Genomic DNA, 21,454 nt, shown 5'->3' with positions numbered 1-21,454 from the left:
GTATCGATCGGCCGGGAGTGGGGAGTGTCGGGTGCGAGTGCAGTTGCGGGGTCTGGTCGGGGTCGGACTGGTTTGTGGTGCGTTGGCGCTGGCCGGGTGTGGTTCGGAGACCGTGGCGGGGGAGGCCGAGGCGGTCGCGACTGGGGCCGGTGAGCCGGTGTTCAGTCCGTGCGATGACATCTCTGACGATGCTTTGCGAGCTGTTGAGATGGACCCGGCCACCGAGTCCCGCGACATTATCGGCGTCAAGCAGCCGGGTTGGAATGTGTGCAGTTGGGCTGGACCGGCCTATGACCTCACCCTGTTTGCAACGACGCGCACGATCGATGAGGTTCGATCGAACAAGAAGAACACGAAGTTCGAGAACGTGGACATAGGTGGTCGCCCGGGCGTCTCCTACCGCGAAGTGTCTGACACTGAAGGCCGACGATGCGATGTCGCTCTCGAGTCTCGCGGGGGCACTGCACTTATTCGGATCAGCTATCTCGGCGTCGATCCCGTGGTCGAAGAGCCGTGTGCGGTCGCGATGCGCGTGGCCAACGATCTCGCGCCGCAAATCCCGTCGTAGCAGCTGATTCGAGGAAGCCAAGGAATCGCCATGTCAGATCAGGGAATTTCAGATTTTCGTGGGCTGGGCGCAGCGGTCGACGGTGGCACGTTGTACCTCGAGCCAGATGTCGCACAGCGCTGCGGCCAGCGATGCGCTGACTTCGTCTCGCAGTTGAAGGAATTGCAGAAGGGCGCGCAGTCGCTCTCGACGATCGATGGCTTCGGCGACCGCCTCAAGTCCGGCGTCGACCTTGCTACCAAATTCGAGAAGAAGGCCGTCGGCGGCGACTACTCCCTCGACCAGGCTCTCTCCGATCACATCGCGGTGGTCCAGGAGATGCAGCAGGTATTCGAGAAGATCGAGGCCATGTACTCCGCCTCGGAGGAACGCGGCGCCGCCGGCATCAACAGCGCCGGCGCCCCGCTCTGACCGGCCGACCTACTTGAGCATCGCCCCCGGGTTCAGGATCCCGTCCGGGTCCAACGCAGCCTTGATCCGCCGGTTCAGCTCCATCACGTCCTCGCCCAGCTGACTCGGCAGCCAGTCCCGCTTGAGCCGGCCCACCCCGTGCTCGCCGGTGATGGTGCCGCCCAAGGCGATCGCCAGGTCCATCACCAGACCGAACGCGCGCTGCGCGCGATCCGACTCGTCCGGGTCGGTGGGGTCGAACACGATCAGCGGATGTGTGTTCCCGTCGCCGGCATGCGCGACCACGCAGATCAGCACGTCGCAATCCTCGGCGATCTGCTCGACACCGGTGATCAAGCGCGGCAGCGCGTCCATCGGTACCCCGACGTCCTCGAGCAGCAGGCTGCCGAGCGCCTGCACGGCCGGGAACACCGACCGCCGGGCCACCGTGAAGGCCTCGCCCTCGGCGGGGTCGTCGGTGGCGAACACCTCGGTGGCACCGTGCTTTTCGCAGGCCGCGACCATCGCCGCGATCTCCTCGGCGGCGACCGCGCCCGGCGCATCGGACTGCGCCAGCAGCAGCGCCCGCGCCTTCCGGTCGAGGCCCATGTGCACGGAGTCCTCGACCGCGTTGATGCTGGCATGGTCCATGAACTCGAGCATCGCGGGCCGCAGGTTCCTGGTGATCGCGAGGACCGCGTCGGCCGCGTCCTGCACCGAACCGAACGACGCCACCACGGTCGAGGCGGGCGGCTGCGCGGGGATGAGACGCAGGGTCAGCTCGGTGATGATCCCGAGGGTGCCCTCGCTGCCGACGAACAGCTTGGTGAGCGAGAGCCCGGCGACGTCCTTGAGGCGCGGGCCGCCGAGCCGAACGGCGGTGCCGTCGGCGAGCACCACCTGCATGCCGAGGACGTAATCGGTGGTGACGCCGTACTTCACGCAGCACAGCCCGCCCGCATTGGTCGCGGCGTTCCCGCCGATGGAACAGATCTCGAACGAGGACGGGTCCGGGGATACCAGAGCCCGTGCTCGGCGGCGGCCTTCTTCACCTCCGCGTTGAACAGGCCCGGCTGCGCCACCGCGATCCGGGTGACCGGGTCGACGCTGATCTCCCGCATCCGCTCGGTGGTGAGCACGATGCCGCCGCTGACCGCGGTCGAGCCGCCGGACAGACCGGACCCTGCGCCGCGCGGCACCACGGGGACCCGGTGCGCCGACGCCCACCGCATCACCGCCTGCACGTCCTCGGTGCATGTCGCGCGGACCACCGCCAGCGGGCGGCCGGCGTTCGGGTCCGCCGCCCAGTCCTGGCGGTAGCCCTCGGTCAGGTCCGGATCGGTGAGCACCGCACCGTCGGGCAGCGCGGCGACGAGTTCGGAGAGGTCGGCGGTCGACATGCCACCATCATGCTCCGAGTTTCGCAGCCCTTATCGGATGTTTCCGACTGGGCGGGCAAAACGCCACCATCGAGCGGCCAATACTCGCGCGCCCAATCGGTGAGGTGGGCACCAGAGAATCAGTCGCGGACAATGGCCCTCGCGGGCATAGTCGTCACGATGGGTGATCAGACCTCGACGGCCATCGACCTGCTGAGGCAGCCGGTATCGAACTCGATGCGGGACTTGGCGAACAGGAAACTGTCGGTACCCCGGCTCGGACCGCGACGGCCCCGGACCCGGCCAGAGGCGGTGCTCGGCGGCAAGGCCTACTGCGGACGTAACGGTCCGAAGCGGTCATCATGGTCGCATGGGCATGCATCTCACCTCCCCAACTCGCGTCGTGGTCGGCTTTGCCGTGGCGGCCCTCACTGCCACGTCCCTGCTCGTATCCGCGCCGAGCGTGGCCGCCACTCCGGTTGCTTCGACCGCCGGTCCTGGCCAGCAGGCGTCCTCCGCCGCGGCGTTCGTCGACTCGATCGGCGTCAATGTCCACCTGCACTACACCGACACCATCTATGACCGATACGACGACATCATCAAGCCCAGGCTGCTCGAGCTGGGGTGAAGAACCTCCGTGACGGGATCTTTACCGATCCGGCAGCTAGCGCTAGTTCGACCTACTATCAGCGCCTGCGCGACCTCGCTCAGTCCGGCATGAAGTTCAACCTCATTTCCTCCATGCAGACAACTCGGGGCCAAGCCACCGACTTCAACAAGCTTGCCGATGTCGTCGCGTGGTCCGGCGGAAACAACGCCGTCAGAACACTCGAAGGCGTCAACGAACCAGATGCACAAAAGGTCTCAGACTGGGCGGCAAGGACGCGCACCGTTCAGGAGCAACTGGCCTCAACGGTGCGATCTACTCCGACCCTGAATGGCATCGGAATCATCGGGCCCTCGTTGACCAAGGCCGAATCCACGCGGGCTCTAGGCGATCTGAGTGGCCTTACCGACTACGGCAACATTCACAACTACCCGTCCGACAGAAACCCAGAGACGAAAGGATGGGGCTCGAACGGCTATGGGAGCCTGCTCTGGAACCTCAACTACATCGCACGACCGGTCACAGCGCAGCGGCCGGTGATAAGCACCGAGACCGGTTACTACAACAGCCCCACATCTGACTCAGGCGTGAGTCGAACAGCTGCAGCCACCTATATCCCGCGACTCCTTCTCGGCAGCTACGACGCGGGGATCAGGCGGGCCTTCTTGTACGAGTTGGCCGACCAGAAGGCCAATCCGAACGACAAGGAGGCCAACTTCGGGCTGCTCGACTCCACCGGTGAGCCGAAGGAGTCCTTCAAGGCTCTTCAGGGCCTGATTCACCTTCTGTCCGACCCACAGGGTGCGAACTTCCAGCCGGGCCGGCTCGACTACTCGCTCGCAACTCAAGCGCGCGACATCCAGACCTCGCTGCTCCAAAAGTCTGACGGCACGTTCTTCGTGGCCGTCTGGCGCGCTGCACCCGTGTGGGACGTCAACGCTGATCGCGAGCTACAGGTGCCGGCTGCACCCCTGCATGTGACTCTGCCGGAAGGGTCGACGGCGCGCGCCGTTCATGAGCTCGGACAAGACGGGCTCATGAGAACCCGCTCCTTGTCCGGTCCTCAGGCCGATATAGAGGTAGGGCCGACCGTGCAGCTGGTCGAGATCGGGACGTCCGCGCCTCAGCCCACAACCCCGACGCCCGGGACCTCGTCCAGTTAGTCCTCCCCATCCGGTTCTGCGAGCAACGGACAGGGCGCTCCATCCTCGGCCCTGCCCAATGAAGAGTCGTCGTCGTCCGCGTGAGGGAACTACCCGCCCGCGACCACCGCGGTCACCTCGAGCTGCGTGACCTCCGGTCCGGCCTTCGCGCACCCTGTTCCCGGGAACGGCAGGAACAGCGAGGCGTACGCGTTCGGCGGGAACACCCGCAGCCCGGCGACCGGCTTCGGATCGCACAGGTCGGGCGGGTAGTTCGCGACCTGGATTGCGCGCACTTGGGCGGTCGCCTTGCCGTTCGACGTCAGCTCCACCGGCCCCTGGCCGGCGCCGGAGCGTGTGGCCGGCGCGCCGACCTCGGGGCCGTGCTCCTCGGCAACGTAGGAGACGCCGGGGAAGCCGTCGAGCAGGCAGGTGCGGCCGCCGATGTTGGTGAACACCAGCGGGATCATGGTCGACCCTGCTGCGCCCTCGACCTGTCCGGACGTGAGCATCAGCTCGGTGGCGGCGCAGGTGTTCGGGTCGTCCGGAGCGGTGGTGGGCGGCGGGGGACCGGCGGCCGTCGTGTCCACCGGCGGCGCCTCGCTGGAGGTCGTGGTTGCGGTGGTCGGTGCGGGCGCGGCCGTCGGGTTGCCCTCGGTGCCGGAGGAATCGCACGCGGCCAGCGTCAGGGCCGAGGTGGCGAGCAGTACGGCGACAATCCGGGTACGGGTCATGTCATCCCCTCCGTTTCGGCATCGGACATCACAAATGCTAGTGCCTCGACTGCTCGCCGAATCGTTTGCGCAGGTCCCGACTACTAGAACGCGCCCTCGTGTCAGGTGGGCCTACTTCACACGCGGTAGCGGCGGGGATCGGTGATCGGGTGAGCCCTGACCCACTCCGAGGTGCGGGTGAGCCCGTCGCGCAGGGAGACCTGCGGGCTCCAGTTCGTCAGCTCCCGCACGCGACGGTTGTCGGACACCAGCCGATGGACCTCGCTGCCCGCGGGGCGTTGACGTGAGTCGTCTTCGGTGATCGAGGCGGAGGAACCGGTGATCTCGATGAGAAGGCCGATCAGGTCGCGGATCGAGATTTCCTTGCCGGTACCGAGATTCATCGTCTGGCCCAGTGCCCGCTCGGACTCCGCGATCGCCATGAAGCCGCGGGCGGTGTCCTCGACATAGGTGAAGTCCCGGGTCGGGGTCAGCGCGCCGACGGCGATCTCCTCTGCGCCGGAATGCAACTGGTGCAGGATCGCGGGAATCACGGCGCGCGGCGATTGCCTAGGGCCGAATGTATTGAACGGACGGCAGACCGAGACCGGCGTATCGAACGAGTGGAAATGCGACAGCGCGACCATGTCCGCGGCGATCTTCGATGCGGAGTAGGGCGACTGGGGTTGCAGCGGGTGCGCCTCGGAAATGGGCACCTCTCGCGCGGTTCCGTACACCTCGCTCGTCGACGTGTGGACGACCCGTCGCACCTCGCGTCGGCGCGCGGCGTCGACGATGTTCTGGGTGCCCAGCACATTCGTCTCGAGATAGGTCAGGGGAGCCTGGTAGCTGTACGGGATTCCGATCAGTGCCGCGAGGTGGAAGATGGTGTCGATGCCCTCCGCGGCATCGAGCACCTGCCCGCTGTCGCGGACATCTCCCGCGATCATCTCGATATCGTCCAGGTGCTCCGACAGGAAGCCGGCCGACGCGTAAGGCTTGTAGTGCGCCAGGACTCGTACCTCCGCGCCTTGGGCAAGTAACTGTTCGACCAGGCTGCTGCCGATGAAGCCCTCACCGCCGGTGACCAAGACTCTTCTGCCGGACCAGAATTCATTCACGGGTAAACCTGCTTCGTTTGAGGTGTTCATGCGTTGACGGGTTCGTATGCCGCGGACCTGTGGCCGCCGAGCTGCCGGAGCCAGTTCGCCACCTTTTTCGCAGACTCGTTCGGTCTCGGATGGAGGGAGTCCGAGATCGACGTGTGCTCGGTCGTCTTGCCGAGAAGGTCGTCGATCGATCGCGCCAGGCTTGCCGCGCGCAGATCGCCGTCCGCCAGCATCCTGGCGGCGCCGCGAGCCACGAGCGCCTGCGCGTTGTGGCGCTGGTGGTCACCGATCGCGTGCGGGTAGGGCACGAGGACGCTGGGCACGCCAACATGGGAGATCTCGGCGACCGTCATCGCGCCTGCCCGTCCGACAAAGACGTCGGCGCCCGCGTACACCAGGCCCATCCTGGCCAGGTAGGGCAGCACCAGCACGTTGCCGACGTCCCTGACCGCGGTCGACGCCTCCGCGAAATGCTCGGGCCCCGTCTTCACGACCAGGCGGATGTCGCCGCGGCCGCGCCACTCGCGTGCCAGCGACAGCGCGGTATCGGTCAGCCGGCGAGATCCGAGGCTGCCGCCACACACGACGACGAGTTTCTGGCCCGGCTCCACACCGAAAATGACGCGGGCCTGGTCGCGAAGCGCACGCTTGTCGAGGTTCGCGATCTCCCGCATCAGCGGTGTCCCGACCACCCGAACCTCGTTGCGGGTGAATGAGCGCGCCGCCTCCGGGAACGCCACTGCGACCCGGGACGACAACAACGCGCCCAGGCGGTTCGCTCGGCCCGGCACGGCGTTGGATTCGTGAATCAGCGTCGGTATGCCCGCGATGCGGGCGCCCAGCACAATCGGCAAACTGGGATATCCGCCGGTGCCGAAGACGACGTCGATGCCGAGTTCACGGATCTGCCTCGCACAGTGCGCGCTGGCTCGCACGAGTCGTGTCGCCGCCCTCGCGCTGCCGCGCATGCCGTTCAGGCCATCGACCTCAGAGGTATGAAGTCGGTAGCCCGCCGCGGGGATGAGTGTTTCTTCGAGTCTGCCTTTGGCTCCGAAGAAGTCGATCTGAATGTCGGCGTCTTCGCGCAGTGCCTCGGCGACGGCAAGACCCGGATAGATATGTCCACCGGTGCCGCCCGCGCCAATGGCGACTCGAAGCGTCGATCGCGGTTCGAATGTCATGTCCGCACTGTGCGCGACCGAGATTAGAGCTCCGTTAGATCCCGAATCGGGCGGGCAGCGGGCATCGCAGCCGGGCCGAGCAACGAAAAACGCCCGGCGTCCTGGAACTTCCAGGCCGCCGGGCGCTTCGCCAAACGAATGGGCAGTCTCACCATGCGTTCAATGTGTCCAGGATCTGGGGGCGCGCCTTCCACAATTCGGCGGACCAGTATTGCCACGAGTGGGTGCCATTGGCCGGGAAGCTGTATGTGGCCGGGATGCCCAACGAGTTCAAGCGGAACTCGAAGGCGCGGGTGTTGGCCAGCGCCAGTGCCTCGAGTCCCATGCCCGCCGCGGTGTTGAAGTATTCGATCGGAGCGTTCGGCTGATCGTAGGGGCCCGGAAGGCCGCTCGCCGCATAGACATACAGGGACATGCCGCGTAGTTGCTCGGCCTGGACGAACGGGTCGTTGCGCAACCAGGCGGGCGACCAGGGCGGGCCCCACATGGAGTCGACGTTGTAGCGACCGGCGTCGAGCATCGCCACACGGATGGCTTCCCGCATGCCCGGTGCGGACAGGTTGAGGTAACCCGACAGGGAGCCGGCGAACGTGAACTGGTCGCGATGGTGCGCCGCGAGCGTCATTGCCGCGGAGCCGCCCATCGACAGGCCGAGCACGCCGTTGTTGTTGCGGGCGACGCCGCGGGTCTCGAGGTAGTTCGGCAGGTCGCGGGTCAGGAAGGTCTCCCACTTGTAGGTGGTCTGCTGTCCGTTGAGGTTCGACGGCGCCATCCAGTCGGTGTAGAAGCTGGATTCGCCACCGACCGGCATCACCAGGGTGACGTTGTCGTTGCGGAACTGGTCGAGCGCGTTGGTCTCGAACGTCCACGCGTTGCGGTCGTCACGCGCCCTCAGCCCGTCGAGCAGGTACAGCGCGGCATTGCCGCCGCGGGATGCCCACTGGATCTGCACCTTGATCGGGCCCATCTCCGAGGGGACCCACACTTCCTCGTACCCACCCGACGGCGCGCGGTGTGCGACGGGCGCGGCGCCGGCGGTCGCCTGACCCGAGATCCCCGCGAGCATCGCGCACGCGAGCAGCGCCGCTGTGACGGTGAGCAGGCGTTGGAGAAGTCGGTTGGTCCATTGTGGTCTGGCAATGCTCATCAAAACTACTGGGTTCCGTCCTGTCCGTGCGATGTGCAGCGGCCGCCCCAGCGGAGAGTGGCGCCGCCCCGACCCACATCGGGCACGAAGGTACGGACGAATTATTAGCGAACCTTAAGAAATGGAAGCCCTCCTGGGGCAACCCGAAATCGGCGAGTTCTACATCACAAAGGTGCCCAGCCGAATCGGAACCGGGTGGCGATCCGGCCCTACTGGTGCCCGTCGTGCAGGCGCTCCTCGAACAGCGTCCGCACCTCGTCGACATGCTTGTCGAGCGTCTCCACGGTCCAGTTCTCGGTGCTCACCGGCTCCAGCACGTCGACATATACCGTGCCCGGATGTGCGACAAGTGAGTTGCGCCACATCAGTTCTCCGGCGTTGTGGATGACGATCGGCACGATCGGCACCCCCGCCTGGATAGCCAGGTGGAAGCCGCCCTTCTTGAACCTGCCGAGGCGCGGCGTCACCGTCCGGGTCCCTTCCGGCGAGATCGCGATCGAGATGCCCGACTTCAGCTTGTCCACCGCGGGCGCCAGCGCGGCCTTCGCCTTCTCGCTGTCCGACCGGTCGATGTAGGCGACGTCCAGCAGCGCGCCGATCGGCACGAACCGCGGATCGCGGGACGCCTCCATCTTCGCCACCCCGGTCACGTCGCGACGGATCACGCTTCCGACGATCAGCATGTCCAGCGAACTGGTGTGGTTGAACATGAACACCGCGGGCCGGTCGCTCCACGCGTTCTCCTTGCCGCTGATCTTCGCGTTGATCCCGCAGATCGCCAGGGCCAGATCCGGACCGAAGGTGCCGACGAGATTCGCCGCGCTCTGCCGGTTGCGCAACACCAACCCGGCCGCGCCGCCTGCCACGGCCGTCGCCATCAGCGCGCCCACCGCGGTGGAGGTCCGCACCACCGACACCGGATCGGCGCCGAGCTGTGGCTTGCGCAGGTTCACCACCGGCCAGCCCTTCCGCTGCGCGACGCCGGTCAGCTTGCGGTCCGGGTTCAGCGCCACCGCATGGCCGACCGACTCCAGCATCGGAATATCCTCGCCGCCATTGGAATACGCGAAGCTGCGGGACAGGTCCGCCTCCTTCCCGGCGGCATACGAGCGCAACGCGTCGGCCTTCGCCTGCCCCCACAGCGGCGGCGTGGTCAGCTCGCCGGTGAGCATCCCGTCCACCACCTCCGGCTCCGTCGACAGCACGTCCGCGATGTCGAGGTCCGCCGCCACCCACTGGGCCTGGTACGGCGTGGCGGAGGTGGCCATCACGATCGTGTGCCCGGCGCGCCGGTGCGCGGCGAGCAGCCCGCGGACCTCCGGGTAGATCATCCCGGCGATCTCCTGCCGGAACAGCCGCTGCCCCCACTCGCGCAACTCGTCGTCCATCCGCCCGGCCAGGGACTGGACCCCGATCCGCATCAGCCCGCCGACGTCGGCGCCGCGGAACTGGGTGTCGATCGCGGCCCCGGTGGTGCGCAGCAGCTCGGCCAGGCTGATGTCGAAGCGGCGCAGCCGATCCCGGTACACCACACTCGCGGAGTAGCCGCTGATCAGGGTGCCGTCGAGGTCGAACGCGGCGAGGGTCCGCGGTCCGGGCTCGGCGGCGGCGATGGCCTTGTGCAACGCGTCCACATCGCTCACAGATCACGCTCCTCGGGGAGGATGCCGGGCTCCCGGAACTGGTCGAGGCGCCCCTGGGTGAGGCCGCGGATATGCCGTATCCGGGCGACCAGGGTGCGGATCTCGGCGGCGAATGCCGTTCGCCGCCGCGCCAGATCGCCCTCGGCGTCCCCGTCGGCGGCCTCGACCAGGTTGCGGTTGCGTGCCAGTCTCAGCGCGGTGCCGAACAGCTCGCTCGAGATGGACTCGCTGCTGGCGATCTGCTGGCGCAGCCGCCGCTGCTCGGCCAACGCGAGACACGTCGTGATGAAGTCCTTCTCGTTGAACTTCCCGGACAACGGGGTGTGAACCAGCTGATCGGCCACCACCTCGTAGGCCTCCAGGAACGGTTGCAGGACCCGGTGCGCCAGGTAGGGGCGTACCCGGTCGAGCATGTTCTCGGCCAGCTTCGGATCGTCGAGGTTGCTCTCCCACTCCGGGTCGATCAGGCCCATCTCCCGGCGCATGTCGTGCTCGAAGGTGTCCCGGTCGCTGAAGAAGAACTCGAACTTGAGCAGATCGCGGATCCGCTTCGCCTCGATCCAGCCGTCGACCTCCAGGTTGCTGTACTGCGCTTCGATGGCGCCCAACAGCACCAGCTCCGTGATCGCCCGGACCACAAAGAAGTGGATGGTGTTGTTGCGGTAGAACGCCGCCACCAGATGCTGGTCCTTGCCGAGGTAGTAGACGCGGGTGCCGCCCTTGTCGAAGCACTGCAGCACACCGGATTCCACGTGCGTGTCCAGGGCCTTGCGGTACACCTGCGGGTTCTGCAGGTCCACACCGCCTGCGGTCGGTAGCGAGCGGGCGGAGATGTAGTCGACGAGCGGCGTGAGGATGAAGGCCAGCTCGGGGACGGTGAGTGCGCGGTCCTCGATGCCGAGGAAGGCGAGCATGACCAGTGACGACACCGTGATCGGGGTGACCTCGTTGATCCGATGGCACACCTCGAACGCGGTCTTCTGGATGGCCAGCCGCAGATCCTTCTCGCCGCCGAGCGACTCGGCGAGCGAGAGCGGCCTGCCGACGGTCACGTGCGCCACGCCGTGCCGCTTGCCCTGGGCGCGCACGTACCCGACCATCCAGCGCAGGCTCTCCTTCGTCTTCGCCTCGCCGTGCGCCTCGGCGGCCATCGCGCTGACCTCGTAGAGCTGGTCGTAGGTGAGCGAGACGGGCACCAGGTAGACGTCCTTGATGCCGCTGGACTGATAGGCCTTGGTCAGATAGGTGAGCAGCCCGAAGCGCGGGGGCCGCAGCTTTCCTGTGCGGCTGCGTCCGCCCTCGATGTACCACTCGAGGTTGAACCGCTTGGTGAGCAGATAGCGCATGTACTCGCGCAGCGTCCACTTGTAGACCTCGTCGCCGTCGAACTTGCGCCGGATGAAGACGGTGCCGCTGCGCCTGCTGATCGGCCCGATCGGCCAGAAGCTGACGTTCAGCCCGCCCATCACGTGATTGAGGGGCAGGTCGTTCGCGAGCAGTGCCGGCCGCAGCACGAGGGGGTCCAGGTAGGAGCGATGACTCGGCAGGAACACCAGCGAGTGCTCCGTGTTCAGCTCGCGCAGCTCGGTGAACCGGGAGGTGTCGACGTCGAGCCGGTAGGCGCGGGAGAAGTAGCGACCCAGCCGATCCCACAGGGCGATCGCGCGCCTGCTCTGCGCGGCCACCATCTCGCCCAGTGCTTCCCTGGCCCGCTTGTCGACCTCCTCCTGCGGGACGTTCAGCCGCAGGGACAGGTCGCTGATGCCTGCGTGGTAGCGGGCGGTGTCGGTGATCTCCTCGGCCACGAACCGGGAAACCTTGTACTGATTGCCGAGCAGGGCACGCTCGGCCCGTTCCAGTGCGAGGGCGGCCTGCCTGCGGATGTATTCCGGCAGCGACCCGCCGCCGCTCTCGTCGAGCCTGCGCTTGAGGTCGCTGAGGGGGCGGGCTCGCCCTCGATCACCTGGCAGCGCGCCGGGTCGCTGCGCAGCACCCGCCGCTGTGCGCCGTGGCCCGGGTGCAGCGGATCCCGCGGGGACAGCGCATCCCGCAGATTGTGTCGATGCCCGTTGTCGGGCGGTGGCAGCCACACCACGCGCACGGGGGTGAGCATCGGGTCGTCCTGTCTGCGGGTGAGCTCGGCCAGTGATTGGCCGCCGATCGGCACCGCGGTCGGGGGCTGCCCGGTCTCGGTGGGGCGCCTGCTGAGCCATGACCGCAGCACGTCGTCCTCGGCCGCCGTCACGGTCTCGGTGAGATAGACCCGAGGGTGCTGCGTGCTCGTCATCGTTGCGTCCCTTCGTTCGGGTCGGCCAGGGCGACCACCTCGTCCAGGCTCTCCTGCAGGCAGCGCATGAACAGTTTCGGAGCGGTGACCGCGGCGGTGTCGAGGTTGACCCCGATGCAGCAGGTGCCGACGTGCGAGACCAGGGTCGCCATCACGGCGCAGCCGGGCGCGGGACCGAACGGGAACATCCGCTCGATCCGGGCCCCAGCGAGATACACCGGGACCGGGACACCCGCGACATTGCTGGCCTGCAGGTCCAGGCCGGTGGACTGGGACAGGTACCAGTCCGCCAGCAGCCAGTTCGGCAACCGCTTGAGCAGCGGCGCGGCGAGGTCGATCGCGTCGATCGCCGGTTCCTCGCGCAGGCCGAGGACGATGGCGCGCACCTTCTTGATCCGCTCGACCGGGTCCTCCTCGGCGGCGGGCCCGGCGAACCGGACGGCCGCGAACCGGTTGCCGCCCGAGGGGTCCGAGGCCGCCCGCATGTTCACCGGCATGCCCATCGGGATCGGGCCGATCTGCTGCCCGTGGGCCTGCGCGTAGCGGCGGAAACCGCCGAGCAGCGCGGCGACGTATGCGTCGTTGAGCGAGCCGTGCGCGGCGCGGGCGGCGGCCTTGAACTCGGGCAGGCCCACCTCGAGCACGCCGAACCAGCGCCCGAGGCCGCGACCGCGCAGCAGCGGCAATCCCGTCGCCGGGGAGGGGTGACGATGCGGCGCAGCGAATTGGCATAGCCGAGGGCGTCGCCCGCGGTGCCGATCGGGTCGGCGAGGGCGCCCACCGCGGTCCTGGTCGCGCCCGCGATGAGCCCGGTGATCCGGCCGGGGCCTTGCGCACCTCCGTCAGCACGTCCTGGCCGAGGGCCTCGAAGTGGGACAGGTGCTCGGGCGGCGCCGGCAGCCGGTCCGGCTTGTTGGGGCTTGGCGCGGACCGCCGGCTGTGCAGCAGCGTCATCATCCGGATGCCGCCCATGCCGTCGGTCATGCTGTGGTGCGTCTTGACGACGTACACCGCACGGCCGTCGTCGAGGCCCTCGATGAGCATCGCCACCCACGGCGGCCGAGCCTTGTCGAACGGCTCGGTGCCCAGGTGCCTGCAGATGCGCAGCGCGTGGTTGAAGTCGGCCGGCTCCGGCAGCCGGATGCGGCGCAGGTGATAGCCGAGGTCGAACTCGGGGTCCACCGACCACACCGGGTTGCCGAGGCCGAACGCCGGCTCCACCGCGCGCATCCGGATCCGGGGCACGATGTGCGAGGCCCACTCGTGCGCCCGCACCAGCCGGTCCCAGTCCGGCGGGTGATCGAGGAGGTCGACCGCGACGATGGGGGTGCGCAACCGCGGCTGGGACTCCTCCATCCGCCACATGCCGGTCTCGAGGTCGGACATCGACCGGTCCCAGCCGTCCGCGACGGCGGACAGGTCGACGTCGACCGCGCTCGGTGGTATCTGCGGAACGCCGTCGGTCATGCCCGCACTCCCTCGGTCGTCGAGTCCTCCCGCGGTCGGCGCTACCGGCGCAGAGCCTGCGGAGCGCCACACAGCAAGTGTGGACCCGTCGGGTGGGGGACGCACAGGGTTTCGGGGCCCCGGTGGCCACTGGTGCGGGTGGCTACTCGGTGACCCGGATGTCCTCGTTTCGCAGGGGCGGCACCCTGGTGACCTCGCTCGAAAGAGACCGCGGGGACTTATAACGCCAGCGTGATCCAATAAACAGCAGAGTTGTCGGTTCGTAACCGAAGGTTCTCACAACGGCAACCCAATCTCCCCGCCCGCTGGGTTAGGTTTCCCCCTATCGCTCGGTAGCGCGAATGCGTTACACGTAGACGTCGACCAATTTCGGGAGGCGTCCGATATGAATCGGGAAGAGGTGGGCGATGAGCGGGCTGCCCAGTGGAGTCGACGGGATCATCCGCGCGATTTTCGCCTATGAGTTCGAGGACCGTGACGTGGTCGACGAGGTGGTGATCGGTGCCATCAGGTCGGGCGAGTTCGGGGAGTACCTCGACACGGTCGGGTCCTCGGGAATGTTCACCCCCTCGGTGGTCGACACCATCGGGACCGCCTGGTCAAAAAACCCAGAGTTGCTCGTCGACGCATTGCTCGACGGGGTGAGGGTCGGATAGCGGCATTCGCATGCCACATGAGTCACATTCGTCACGCCAGTCACTCTGTTATCAGATCGTTGGCGAGCCGAACGTTCTCGGCACGGAAACGGCGATAGCGTGAGTTATCGCCACAGCACCACACAGTGTTACAGCGAAGATGCCGTCAGTATTGACGAAGGGACCGACACGATGAGAGACCTGGGATCCCACACAAAAGACCTCGTCAGCGCCGTGCTGTCGTACGAGTTCGACGGCGGCGAGATCGACGCCTGGGCGATCGATCTGGTGCGCGGGGAGAGTTCGCGCAGTGGCGCGACGCCCTGACCGATTCGGGTTTGTTCACCGACAATGCGGTGGAGGTGATCGGGTCGGCCTGGCGGCGGGATCCGGAGCTCCTCGTCGACGCCCTTCTCGACGGGGCCGACGAGGTCTCGCGCCGCAGGCTCAAGACGACGCGCCGTCCCTCGCTCCTGCCGGTCCACATCCCGGCCGACCGGATCGTCGGATTCGGCTGACCAACGGCTGACTGGTGGCCGGGCCCGCGGGCCCGGCCACCACTCATATCCGGGTGTCGATGACGATCGCGTCGTCGTCGGTCAGGGTCCGGTACGGGGTGCCCGCCAGCCGGTAGCGCTCCGCGACCTCCTCGATCAGGGCCGTCTCCTCGCTCCCGTATCCAGGCGATCGAAAGTGCGGCACGATCGCCTGGTCGACGAGGCCGAGTCCCTCCCATATCACCGGCGTCCCGCAGGCCGGCCCGACCTCCTCCGGATCGTCGAGCAGTTCGAGCCCCCGCAGCGACGGCGACATCACGCAGGCCCCCGCGCTGTACCCGGCGTAGACCAGCGTGTCGGCACGCAGCAGCTCCGGCAGCACCACGTCGGCGCCGCTCCGCGCGAACTGGGCGCGCAGGACGAAGGTGTTGCCGCCGCGCACCCACACCATCGACTGCCTCGTCAGCTCCGCGCGCAGCGATTCCGGGTCGCCGATGAACTCGCGCAGGTCCAACTCTCGTGCGTCGAAGCCCATCCGGCGCAGCGGCGTGACGTCGCTGACCACCGCCGAGTCGCGTCCCACCTCCCAGGCGTCCGTGGCGTTCGCGATCACCGCGACGGGGCCGGGCTCGCCGAGCAGGCTCAGCAGTCGATCGGGGTCGGCCCCGAACCTGTACGAGGACAGGAACAGTCGCATCAGATGGTGAAGGCGAGGTTGGCCGCGATCTGGCGGCCGAGGGCCTCGTCGCCGAGCACCTCGATCTCCCCGGCATGATCCGCGGCGGATGCCCGTCCCCCGCAGAGCCGGGTGAACAGCCGCGAATCGAGCCGCAGCGTCGTGGTCGCGGGCGCGTCAAGGGCGGGGACGACGGCGGCACGGCCGTGGACGGCGATGTGGATGTCGCGGGCGAGCGGGCCGGTGAGCGCGAACGTCACGGTCGAGCCGTCGGGTGCGCCGCCCTTCTTACCGACCGCGAAGCCGAGGCCCCCGACCAATTCCGCGAACGAGTACTCGGCCCGCGGGCCGCCCTCCTCGCCGGGCAGGCCGACGGCGTCGCGGATGTCGTGCTCGTGGAACCAGCAGTCGAACAGCCGGGTGCGCATGAACCGGCCGTAGCTGTCGGGGCCGACCGGCGTCATGGACGGGGCGTCGAAGTCGGCCTGCGTCATCGCCGACAGCGCCTCGCGGCGGGTCCGGATGATGTCGCGGAACCGGGACAGCACCTCGGCGTGGCTGTGCGAGCGCAGGCCGGCCACCCAGCGCTCGTTGAAGGCGCCGATCGCGTTGAGGACGTGGGGGGAGTCGGGCACCTCGTCCGCGGCGAGCGGCGGCTCGACATCGCTGAGCATCGACTCGATGCCGATCAGGTGGGCGACGACATCGTGCACCGTCCAACCCGGCAGCGGCGTCGGGCTGGACCACTGCTCATCGGTGAGCCCGGCCAGCAGGCCGTCGAGGATGTCCCATTCCTCGAACAGGGCGGCGGTCAACGGCTCACGGTCGATCAGCGTCGGCTGCTTCGCATCGCTCACCGGCGCCACTCTAGGTGCTGGGTAGGCGGGTCGCGGGGATATGCGGCTCGGCGTCGCCCGCGCACCGCGGGCAGCCGTTCTCGGTCCCGTCGGGCAGGAACGCCCCGCACTCGGGGCACACCCGGTCGAGCCAGCAGGCCGGGTCGCCGCCGATGTCGTCGCTCACGAGTCCGACTCCCGCAGGAACTCGGCGAGCACCTCGGCGTGGCTGTGCTCGAGGTCCCTGGTCGCAGTGAGCAGGACCAGCGGACGACCGTGCGCGAGCTTCTGGACGCGGGCGATGGCCTCCTGGCCGAAATCGGACTCGAGCTCCGCGCGGTAGCGCGCCCGGAACTCCCGGAAGTGCGCCTCCTCGTGGCTGTACCACCGGCGCAGTTCGGTCGACGGCGCGAGGTCCTTGGCCCAGTCGTCGTAATGGAATGCGTCCTTGCGGATGCCCGCGGCCACAGCCGGTCGACGAAAACCCGGGCACCCGGCTCGGGTTCGGGGTGGTCGTAGACGCGCTCGATCGTGACGGTCGGCTTGGTCTGCCTGCTCATCGGCACCTCCGATGCGGTCGGAAACCCAGACTACGCGTGTGACCGGTGCCACATATCGATGTCCGAGTTGGGCGATTGGTCCTGTTCGGATTCGATTCAGTTTCCACCCGCTGGGATGAGAATCCCCTATCGTGGCGCCACTCTGGCTAGTGTTGTGAACTTCGTGCCAGCTGGGTCATCATCCGCAAGTCGCACGGGTGCCGCCGTCCGCCGCGGTTCCAAATCCACCTACCGCAGGAAGTAAACAGACAGTTGGATACATCGCAGAGCTCTAAGCAGCCGCGCCCAACGGTCGGCGTCGTTCGGGAAACGAACGACGGCGAACGCCGGGTCGCGTTGGTACCCAAGGTCGTCGCAACGCTTCGCGGCAAGGGCCTCGACGTCATCGTCGAGTCCGGTGCGGGGCTCGGCGCCCTGATGCCCGACGAGTTGTACGAGGAGGCGGGTGCGACCATCGGCGACGCGTGGTCCGCGGACGTCGTCCTCAAGGTCGCGGCCCCGAACGCCCAGGAGACCGCCCGGCTGCGCGCCGGCCAGAAGCTGATCGGCTTCCTCGCCCCGCGCACCAACGAGACCGGCATCGCCGCGCTCGCGGATGCCGGGGTCGAGGCGTATGCCGTCGAGGCGATCCCGCGCATCTCCCGCGCCCAGGTGATGGACGCGCTGTCCTCGCAGGCCAACGTCGCCGGCTACAAGTCCGTCGTGCTGGCCGCGTCGGAGTCCACCCGGTACTTCCCGATGCTCACCACCGCCGCGGGCACCGTCAAGCCGGCCACCGTGCTGGTGCTAGGCGTCGGCGTGGCCGGCCTGCAGGCGCTGGCCACGGCCAAGCGTCTCGGCGGCCGCGTCACCGGCTACGACGTGCGACCCGAGGTGGCGGACCAGGTCCGTTCCGTCGGAGCGCAGTGGCTGGACCTGGGCATCGACGCGGCGGGCGAGGGTGGCTACGCCCGCGAGCTGACCGAGGACGAGCGGGCCCAGCAGCAGCAGGCGCTCGAGGACGCGATCAAGGGCTTCGACGTGGTCATCACGACCGCGCTGGTGCCCGGCCGTCCGGCCCCGCGCCTGGTCACCGCCGCCGCCGTCGAGGGCATGAAGCCCGGCAGCGTCATCGTCGACCTGGCGGGCGAGACCGGCGGCAACTGCGAGATCACCGAACCCGGTCAGACCGTCGTCAAGCACGGCGTGACCATCTGCTCCCCGCTGAACCTGCCGGCCACCATGCCGGAGCACTCGAGCGAGCTGTACTCGAAGAACCTGTACGCCCTCATCGAGCTGATGCTCGACGAGAGCGGCGCGCTCGCGCCGGACTTCGACGACGAGGTGCTCGCCGCCGCGTGCGTCACCCGCAAGGAGGCAACCCCCTGATGTACAACGAACTTCTTGCGAACATCGCGATCCTGGTCCTGGCCGGGTTCGTGGGCTTCGCGGTCATCTCCAAGGTGCCCAACACCCTGCACACGCCGCTGATGTCGGGCACCAACGCCATCCACGGCATCGTCGTGCTCGGCGCGCTTGTCGTGCTCGGTCACCTGCCCGGCGATGCGCCGTGGAGCATCAAGATCATCCTGTTCGTCGCGCTGGTGTTCGGCACCCTGAACGTCGTCGGCGGCTTCGTCGTCACCGACCGCATGCTCGCGATGTTCAAGCCCAAGAAGGACGCTCCCAAGGCGGCCGAGAAGAAGGGGGCTGACGCCTGATGGGCTACCTCGTCACGATCCTCTACATCGTCGCGTTCTCGATGTTCATCTACGGTCTGTCCGGCCTCACAGGTCCGAAGACCGCGGTCCGCGGCAACTACATCGCCGCGGTGGGCATGCTGATCGCGGTGGTCGCAGTCCTGATCGACATCCGCGACACGGATAACTGGGCCCTCATCGCGGGTGGCCTGCTTGTCGGCGTCGTTCTCGGCGTTCCGCCGGCGCTGCGCACCAAGATGACGGCGATGCCGCAGCTGGTCGCGCTGTTCAACGGTGTCGGCGGTGGCACCGTCGCGCTCATCGCCTGGGCCGAGTTCCTCAACTCCGACGGCTTCACCGCCGTCGAGGCGGTGCCCTCGGCACCGTTCATCGTCGGATCGCTGTTCGCCGCGATCATCGGTTCGGTCTCGTTCTGGGGCTCGCTGGTGGCGTTCGCGAAGCTGCAGGAACTGCTGAACAAGAACGTGGAGAAGGTGTTCGTCTCGAACGCGAAGGCGTTCCAGGTAGCGAACATGATCCTCGCGCTTGTCTCGATCGGACTGGCCGTGTTCATCGGCATCAATGCCGACGGTGACCCGCAGTCCTCGCTGCTGATCGTCGGGCTGCTCGTCGCGGCCGGTGTCATGGGCCTGTTCGTGGTGTTGCCGATCGGCGGCGCCGACATGCCCGTGGTGATCTCGCTGCTCAACGCGTTGACCGGTCTGTCGGCGGCCGCGGCGGGTCTGGCACTGAACAACCAGGCGATGATCGTCGCCGGCATGATCGTCGGCGCGTCGGGCACCATCCTGACGAACCTGATGGCGAAGGCGATGAACCGGTCGATCCCGGCGATCATCTTCGGCTCGTTCGGTGGCGACGCCGCCGCGGCGGGCGGCGCGAGTGCGACCGGCGGCACCGTCAAGGCGACCTCCGCCTCGGATGCGGCGATCCAGATGGCGTACGCCAACCAGGTCATCGTCGTCCCCGGTTACGGTCTGGCGGTGGCGCAGGCGCAGCACGCGGTCAAGGAGATGGCGGCGTTGCTGGAGGCCAGGGGCGTCGAGGTCAAGTACGCGATCCACCCGGTCGCTGGCCGTATGCCGGGTCACATGAACGTGCTGCTCGCCGAGGCGGACGTCGAGTACGACGCCATGAAGGAGATGGACGACATCAACGGTGAGTTCTCGCGCACCGACGTCGCCATCGTCATCGGCGCCAACGACGTGACCAACCCCGCCGCGCGCAACGATCCCAGCAGCCCGATCCACGGCATGCCGATCCTCAACGTCGACGAGGCCCGCTCCGTCATCGTCCTCAAGCGGTCGATGTCCTCGGGCTACGCAGGCATCGACAACCCGCTGTTCTTCGCGGACACCACCTCGATGCTGTTCGGCGACGCCAAGAAGATGGTCGCCGCGGTCACCGAGGAGCTCAAGGCGCTCTAGCCCGACGCGTTCGCTGACGAAGGCGCCCTTCCCCGAGTCGATCGGGGAGGGCGCCTTCGGCGTTCTCTGTGTCTAGAAGATGATGCTGCCGGTCGGGATGAGGGCGGTGGTGATCATCGCGATCACTCCGGCGAGGGGATTGACGTCGTCGTTGCTGCCCATGGGCGATGGCTCCTTGGTTCTGTGAAATCGGTGGTGCGCGGCCCGAACCTATAAGGAGCCCGGCGGCGCGGTGGTCGAATCGCCCGAAGTCGCCGGGTGCTCAGACGGACTGGTTGAGCTCGCTCGGCACGCGGGGACGACCGACCAGTCCCGCGTACCGCGACGCCAGCAGTACGAACACCAACGGCACCACCATGGTCGCGGTCAGCGGCATCAGCTTGGTCAGCCAGCCGAGCAACGCGGGACCCGCGAGCAGCCCGACGTAGCCCATGCCCACCACGCGCGACATGTTCACCCCCGCCGATCCGACGCTCAGGTTGCCTGCCGCGGTGAAGATCTGCGGGATGCAGCCGGACAGGCCGAGCCCGAACAGTGCCCACCCGGCCAGAGTCAGCCACACCCAGCCGGACACGACCACCATCCCGATGCCCGCGGCCGCGATCAGCGTGCCGTAGCGCACCACCGCGACCGGTCCGAGCGCGGCGCTGACCCGGTCGGCACCGAACCGGCCGACCGTCATCATCAGCGCGAACGCGCCGAAGGCCAGCGCGGCCGTCGCGTCGGACGTCCCGAGGTGCTCCTTGACCTGCAGTGTGCTCCAGTCGTTGGCGGCCCCTCGGACAGGAACAGTGCGAAGGCGAGCGCGCCGAGCGCCAGCACCTTGCGCGAGGCCCCGGTGGTGGGAGCTCGACGGGTCACCTGGTCGGGGCGGCGTGGTCGGGGCGACGTGCGGCAGCAGGAGGGGGGCGCACCCGGCGACCGTCACGAAGCCGATCGCGGCCGCGACGGCCAGTGAGGTCAGCGGCGACCACCCGGCGGCAAGGGCGGCGGCGCCGAGCAGCGACCCGACGACCCCGCCGATCGAGAAGAACGCGTGGAAGGCCGACATGATCGGCCGCCGGTAGAGCCGCTCGGCGTGCACGGCCTGCGAGTTCATCGACACGTCCAGCGCGCCGTTGCCGAACCCGAACACGGTCAGTGCCACGCCGAGCCAGACCGCGTCGGTCGCCAGCCCCGGACCGATCACCCCGAACGAGATGAACACCCCGGCGAGGATCACCATCAGTCGGCTGCCGTAGCGGTCCGCGAGCGGGCCCGCCACCTGCATGCCGATCAGGGCGCCGCCGGCCAGCAGCAGGAGCAGCCAGCCGAGGGTGGCGTGGCTGATGCCGGTGCGATCCGAGATGGCCGGGATGTGCACGACCCACGCGGCGAGCAGGAATCCGTTGACGGCGAAGACGCCGAAGATCGCGGCGCGGGCCCGGCGGAGCCGGGCGGGATCCGCGAGGGTCGGGCTGTTGGGGCGCACCTATTCTTTCTACCCCGGCCGT

The 21,454-nt window shown here is 68.0% G+C and carries 19 protein-coding genes and 4 pseudogenes; 10 read left to right on the top strand and 13 right to left on the bottom strand.

Going from position 1 to position 21,454, the window contains the following annotated elements:
• Positions 1-31: 31 nt before the first annotated feature.
• Both BTZ20_RS18100 and BTZ20_RS18095 read left to right on the top strand, forming a co-directional pair.
• Complete coding sequence (locus BTZ20_RS18100) at positions 32-568, top strand: DUF3558 domain-containing protein (protein WP_223263393.1); 537 nt, start codon at positions 32-34, stop codon at positions 566-568.
• A 30-nt stretch (positions 569-598) separates the two neighbouring features.
• On the top strand, positions 599-979 hold the full coding sequence (locus BTZ20_RS18095; protein WP_077042312.1) for a hypothetical protein: 381 nt from the start codon (positions 599-601) through the stop codon (positions 977-979).
• 9 nt (positions 980-988) lie between these two features.
• Here BTZ20_RS18095 and BTZ20_RS18090 read toward each other — a convergent pair.
• Positions 989-2,358: pseudogene (locus BTZ20_RS18090) on the bottom strand (FAD-binding oxidoreductase).
• Positions 2,359-2,707: 349 nt separating this feature from the next.
• On the opposite strand from BTZ20_RS18090, the gene BTZ20_RS18085 reads away from it, so the two are divergent.
• Both BTZ20_RS18085 and BTZ20_RS18080 read left to right on the top strand, forming a co-directional pair.
• Positions 2,708-2,965: a hypothetical protein gene (locus tag BTZ20_RS18085; protein ID WP_077042311.1), complete on the top strand. Its 258-nt coding sequence runs from the start codon at positions 2,708-2,710 to the stop codon at positions 2,963-2,965.
• Entirely contained in the window at positions 2,962-4,107 is a 1,146-nt protein-coding gene (locus BTZ20_RS18080; RefSeq protein ID WP_077042310.1) for a hypothetical protein, read from the top strand. The genes BTZ20_RS18085 and BTZ20_RS18080 overlap by 4 nt, the downstream gene beginning before the upstream one ends.
• An 89-nt stretch (positions 4,108-4,196) precedes the next feature.
• Here the strand turns inward: BTZ20_RS18080 and BTZ20_RS18075 are convergent, their stop codons facing one another.
• The 7 genes and pseudogenes from BTZ20_RS18075 to BTZ20_RS29515 form a co-directional block, all read right to left on the bottom strand.
• Positions 4,197-4,820 (bottom strand): DUF4232 domain-containing protein, encoded by a 624-nt coding sequence (locus BTZ20_RS18075; RefSeq protein WP_077042309.1) that lies wholly within the window; start codon positions 4,818-4,820, stop codon positions 4,197-4,199.
• A 116-nt stretch (positions 4,821-4,936) separates the two neighbouring features.
• A complete protein-coding gene (locus BTZ20_RS18070) occupies positions 4,937-5,950 on the bottom strand; it encodes a GDP-mannose 4,6-dehydratase (RefSeq protein WP_077042308.1) in 1,014 nt (337 codons plus the stop codon).
• Positions 5,947-7,089 carry a UDP-N-acetylglucosamine--N-acetylmuramyl-(pentapeptide) pyrophosphoryl-undecaprenol N-acetylglucosamine transferase gene (locus BTZ20_RS18065; protein ID WP_077042307.1) on the bottom strand — a complete coding sequence of 381 codons (1,143 nt, stop codon included), beginning with the start codon at positions 7,087-7,089 and terminating at the stop codon, positions 5,947-5,949. The genes BTZ20_RS18070 and BTZ20_RS18065 overlap by 4 nt, the downstream gene beginning before the upstream one ends.
• A 148-nt stretch (positions 7,090-7,237) precedes the next feature.
• Positions 7,238-8,236, bottom strand: coding sequence for an alpha/beta hydrolase (locus BTZ20_RS18060; protein WP_077042306.1), 999 nt, complete (start codon positions 8,234-8,236; stop codon positions 7,238-7,240).
• Between the two features lie 209 nt (positions 8,237-8,445).
• Positions 8,446-9,879, bottom strand: a complete 1,434-nt coding sequence (locus BTZ20_RS18055) for an HAD-IB family hydrolase (protein WP_077042305.1) — start codon at positions 9,877-9,879, stop codon at positions 8,446-8,448.
• Positions 9,876-12,092, bottom strand: a complete 2,217-nt coding sequence (locus BTZ20_RS18050) for a glycerol-3-phosphate 1-O-acyltransferase (RefSeq protein WP_223263392.1) — start codon at positions 12,090-12,092, stop codon at positions 9,876-9,878. The genes BTZ20_RS18055 and BTZ20_RS18050 overlap by 4 nt, the downstream gene beginning before the upstream one ends.
• Before the next feature lie 70 nt (positions 12,093-12,162).
• A pseudogene (locus BTZ20_RS29515) lies at positions 12,163-13,633 on the bottom strand (wax ester/triacylglycerol synthase domain-containing protein).
• Between the two features lie 407 nt (positions 13,634-14,040).
• Between BTZ20_RS29515 and BTZ20_RS18040 the strand changes: the two are divergent.
• From BTZ20_RS18040 to BTZ20_RS18035, 3 genes are all read left to right on the top strand, one after another.
• Positions 14,041-14,289, top strand: a complete 249-nt coding sequence (locus BTZ20_RS18040; RefSeq protein WP_077042304.1) for a hypothetical protein — start codon at positions 14,041-14,043, stop codon at positions 14,287-14,289.
• A 171-nt stretch (positions 14,290-14,460) separates the two neighbouring features.
• On the top strand, positions 14,461-14,595 hold the full coding sequence (locus BTZ20_RS29200) for a hypothetical protein (RefSeq protein ID WP_262982491.1): 135 nt from the start codon (positions 14,461-14,463) through the stop codon (positions 14,593-14,595).
• A gap of 11 nt (positions 14,596-14,606) precedes the next feature.
• A complete protein-coding gene (locus tag BTZ20_RS18035; protein ID WP_077042303.1) occupies positions 14,607-14,786 on the top strand; it encodes a hypothetical protein in 180 nt (59 codons plus the stop codon).
• Positions 14,787-14,829: 43 nt separating this feature from the next.
• On the opposite strand, the gene BTZ20_RS18030 is transcribed toward BTZ20_RS18035, so the two are convergent.
• The 4 genes and pseudogenes from BTZ20_RS18030 to BTZ20_RS18020 form a co-directional block, all read right to left on the bottom strand.
• On the bottom strand, positions 14,830-15,462 hold the full coding sequence (locus BTZ20_RS18030) for a Type 1 glutamine amidotransferase-like domain-containing protein (protein WP_077042302.1): 633 nt from the start codon (positions 15,460-15,462) through the stop codon (positions 14,830-14,832).
• On the bottom strand, positions 15,462-16,298 hold the full coding sequence (locus tag BTZ20_RS18025) for a maleylpyruvate isomerase family mycothiol-dependent enzyme (protein WP_077043805.1): 837 nt from the start codon (positions 16,296-16,298) through the stop codon (positions 15,462-15,464). Before BTZ20_RS18025 ends, BTZ20_RS18030 begins: the two co-directional genes overlap by 1 nt.
• Before the next feature lie 10 nt (positions 16,299-16,308).
• Positions 16,309-16,464, bottom strand: coding sequence for a hypothetical protein (locus tag BTZ20_RS27365; RefSeq protein WP_189636501.1), 156 nt, complete (start codon positions 16,462-16,464; stop codon positions 16,309-16,311).
• A pseudogene (locus BTZ20_RS18020) lies at positions 16,461-16,837 on the bottom strand (DUF488 domain-containing protein). Before BTZ20_RS18020 ends, BTZ20_RS27365 begins: the two are co-directional and overlap by 4 nt.
• Positions 16,838-17,089: 252 nt before the next feature.
• Here BTZ20_RS18020 and BTZ20_RS18015 point away from each other — a divergent pair.
• From BTZ20_RS18015 to BTZ20_RS18005, 3 genes are read left to right on the top strand one after another with little or no spacing between them, the layout of a single operon-like run.
• Positions 17,090-18,205, top strand: coding sequence for a Re/Si-specific NAD(P)(+) transhydrogenase subunit alpha (locus BTZ20_RS18015; RefSeq protein ID WP_077042301.1), 1,116 nt, complete (start codon positions 17,090-17,092; stop codon positions 18,203-18,205).
• Positions 18,205-18,537: an NAD(P) transhydrogenase subunit alpha gene (locus BTZ20_RS18010; RefSeq protein ID WP_027501548.1), complete on the top strand. Its 333-nt coding sequence runs from the start codon at positions 18,205-18,207 to the stop codon at positions 18,535-18,537. Before BTZ20_RS18015 ends, BTZ20_RS18010 begins: the two co-directional genes overlap by 1 nt.
• The gene (locus BTZ20_RS18005; protein WP_077042300.1) at positions 18,537-19,961 is read left to right on the top strand and encodes an NAD(P)(+) transhydrogenase (Re/Si-specific) subunit beta; all 1,425 of its coding nucleotides are present in this window, start codon (positions 18,537-18,539) and stop codon (positions 19,959-19,961) included. Before BTZ20_RS18010 ends, BTZ20_RS18005 begins: the two co-directional genes overlap by 1 nt.
• Before the next feature lie 262 nt (positions 19,962-20,223).
• Here BTZ20_RS18005 and BTZ20_RS18000 read toward each other — a convergent pair.
• Positions 20,224-21,432, bottom strand: a pseudogene (locus tag BTZ20_RS18000) (MFS transporter).
• Positions 21,433-21,454 lie beyond the last annotated feature (22 nt).

It is taken from the genome of Rhodococcus sp. MTM3W5.2 (assembly GCF_001984015.1).
In the GTDB taxonomy this organism is placed as follows: Bacteria; Actinomycetota; Actinomycetes; order Mycobacteriales; family Mycobacteriaceae; genus Rhodococcus_G; species Rhodococcus_G oryzae.
Note: the sequence above shows the minus strand (reverse complement) of the source record. Positions and strands in the feature narration are given on the sequence as shown.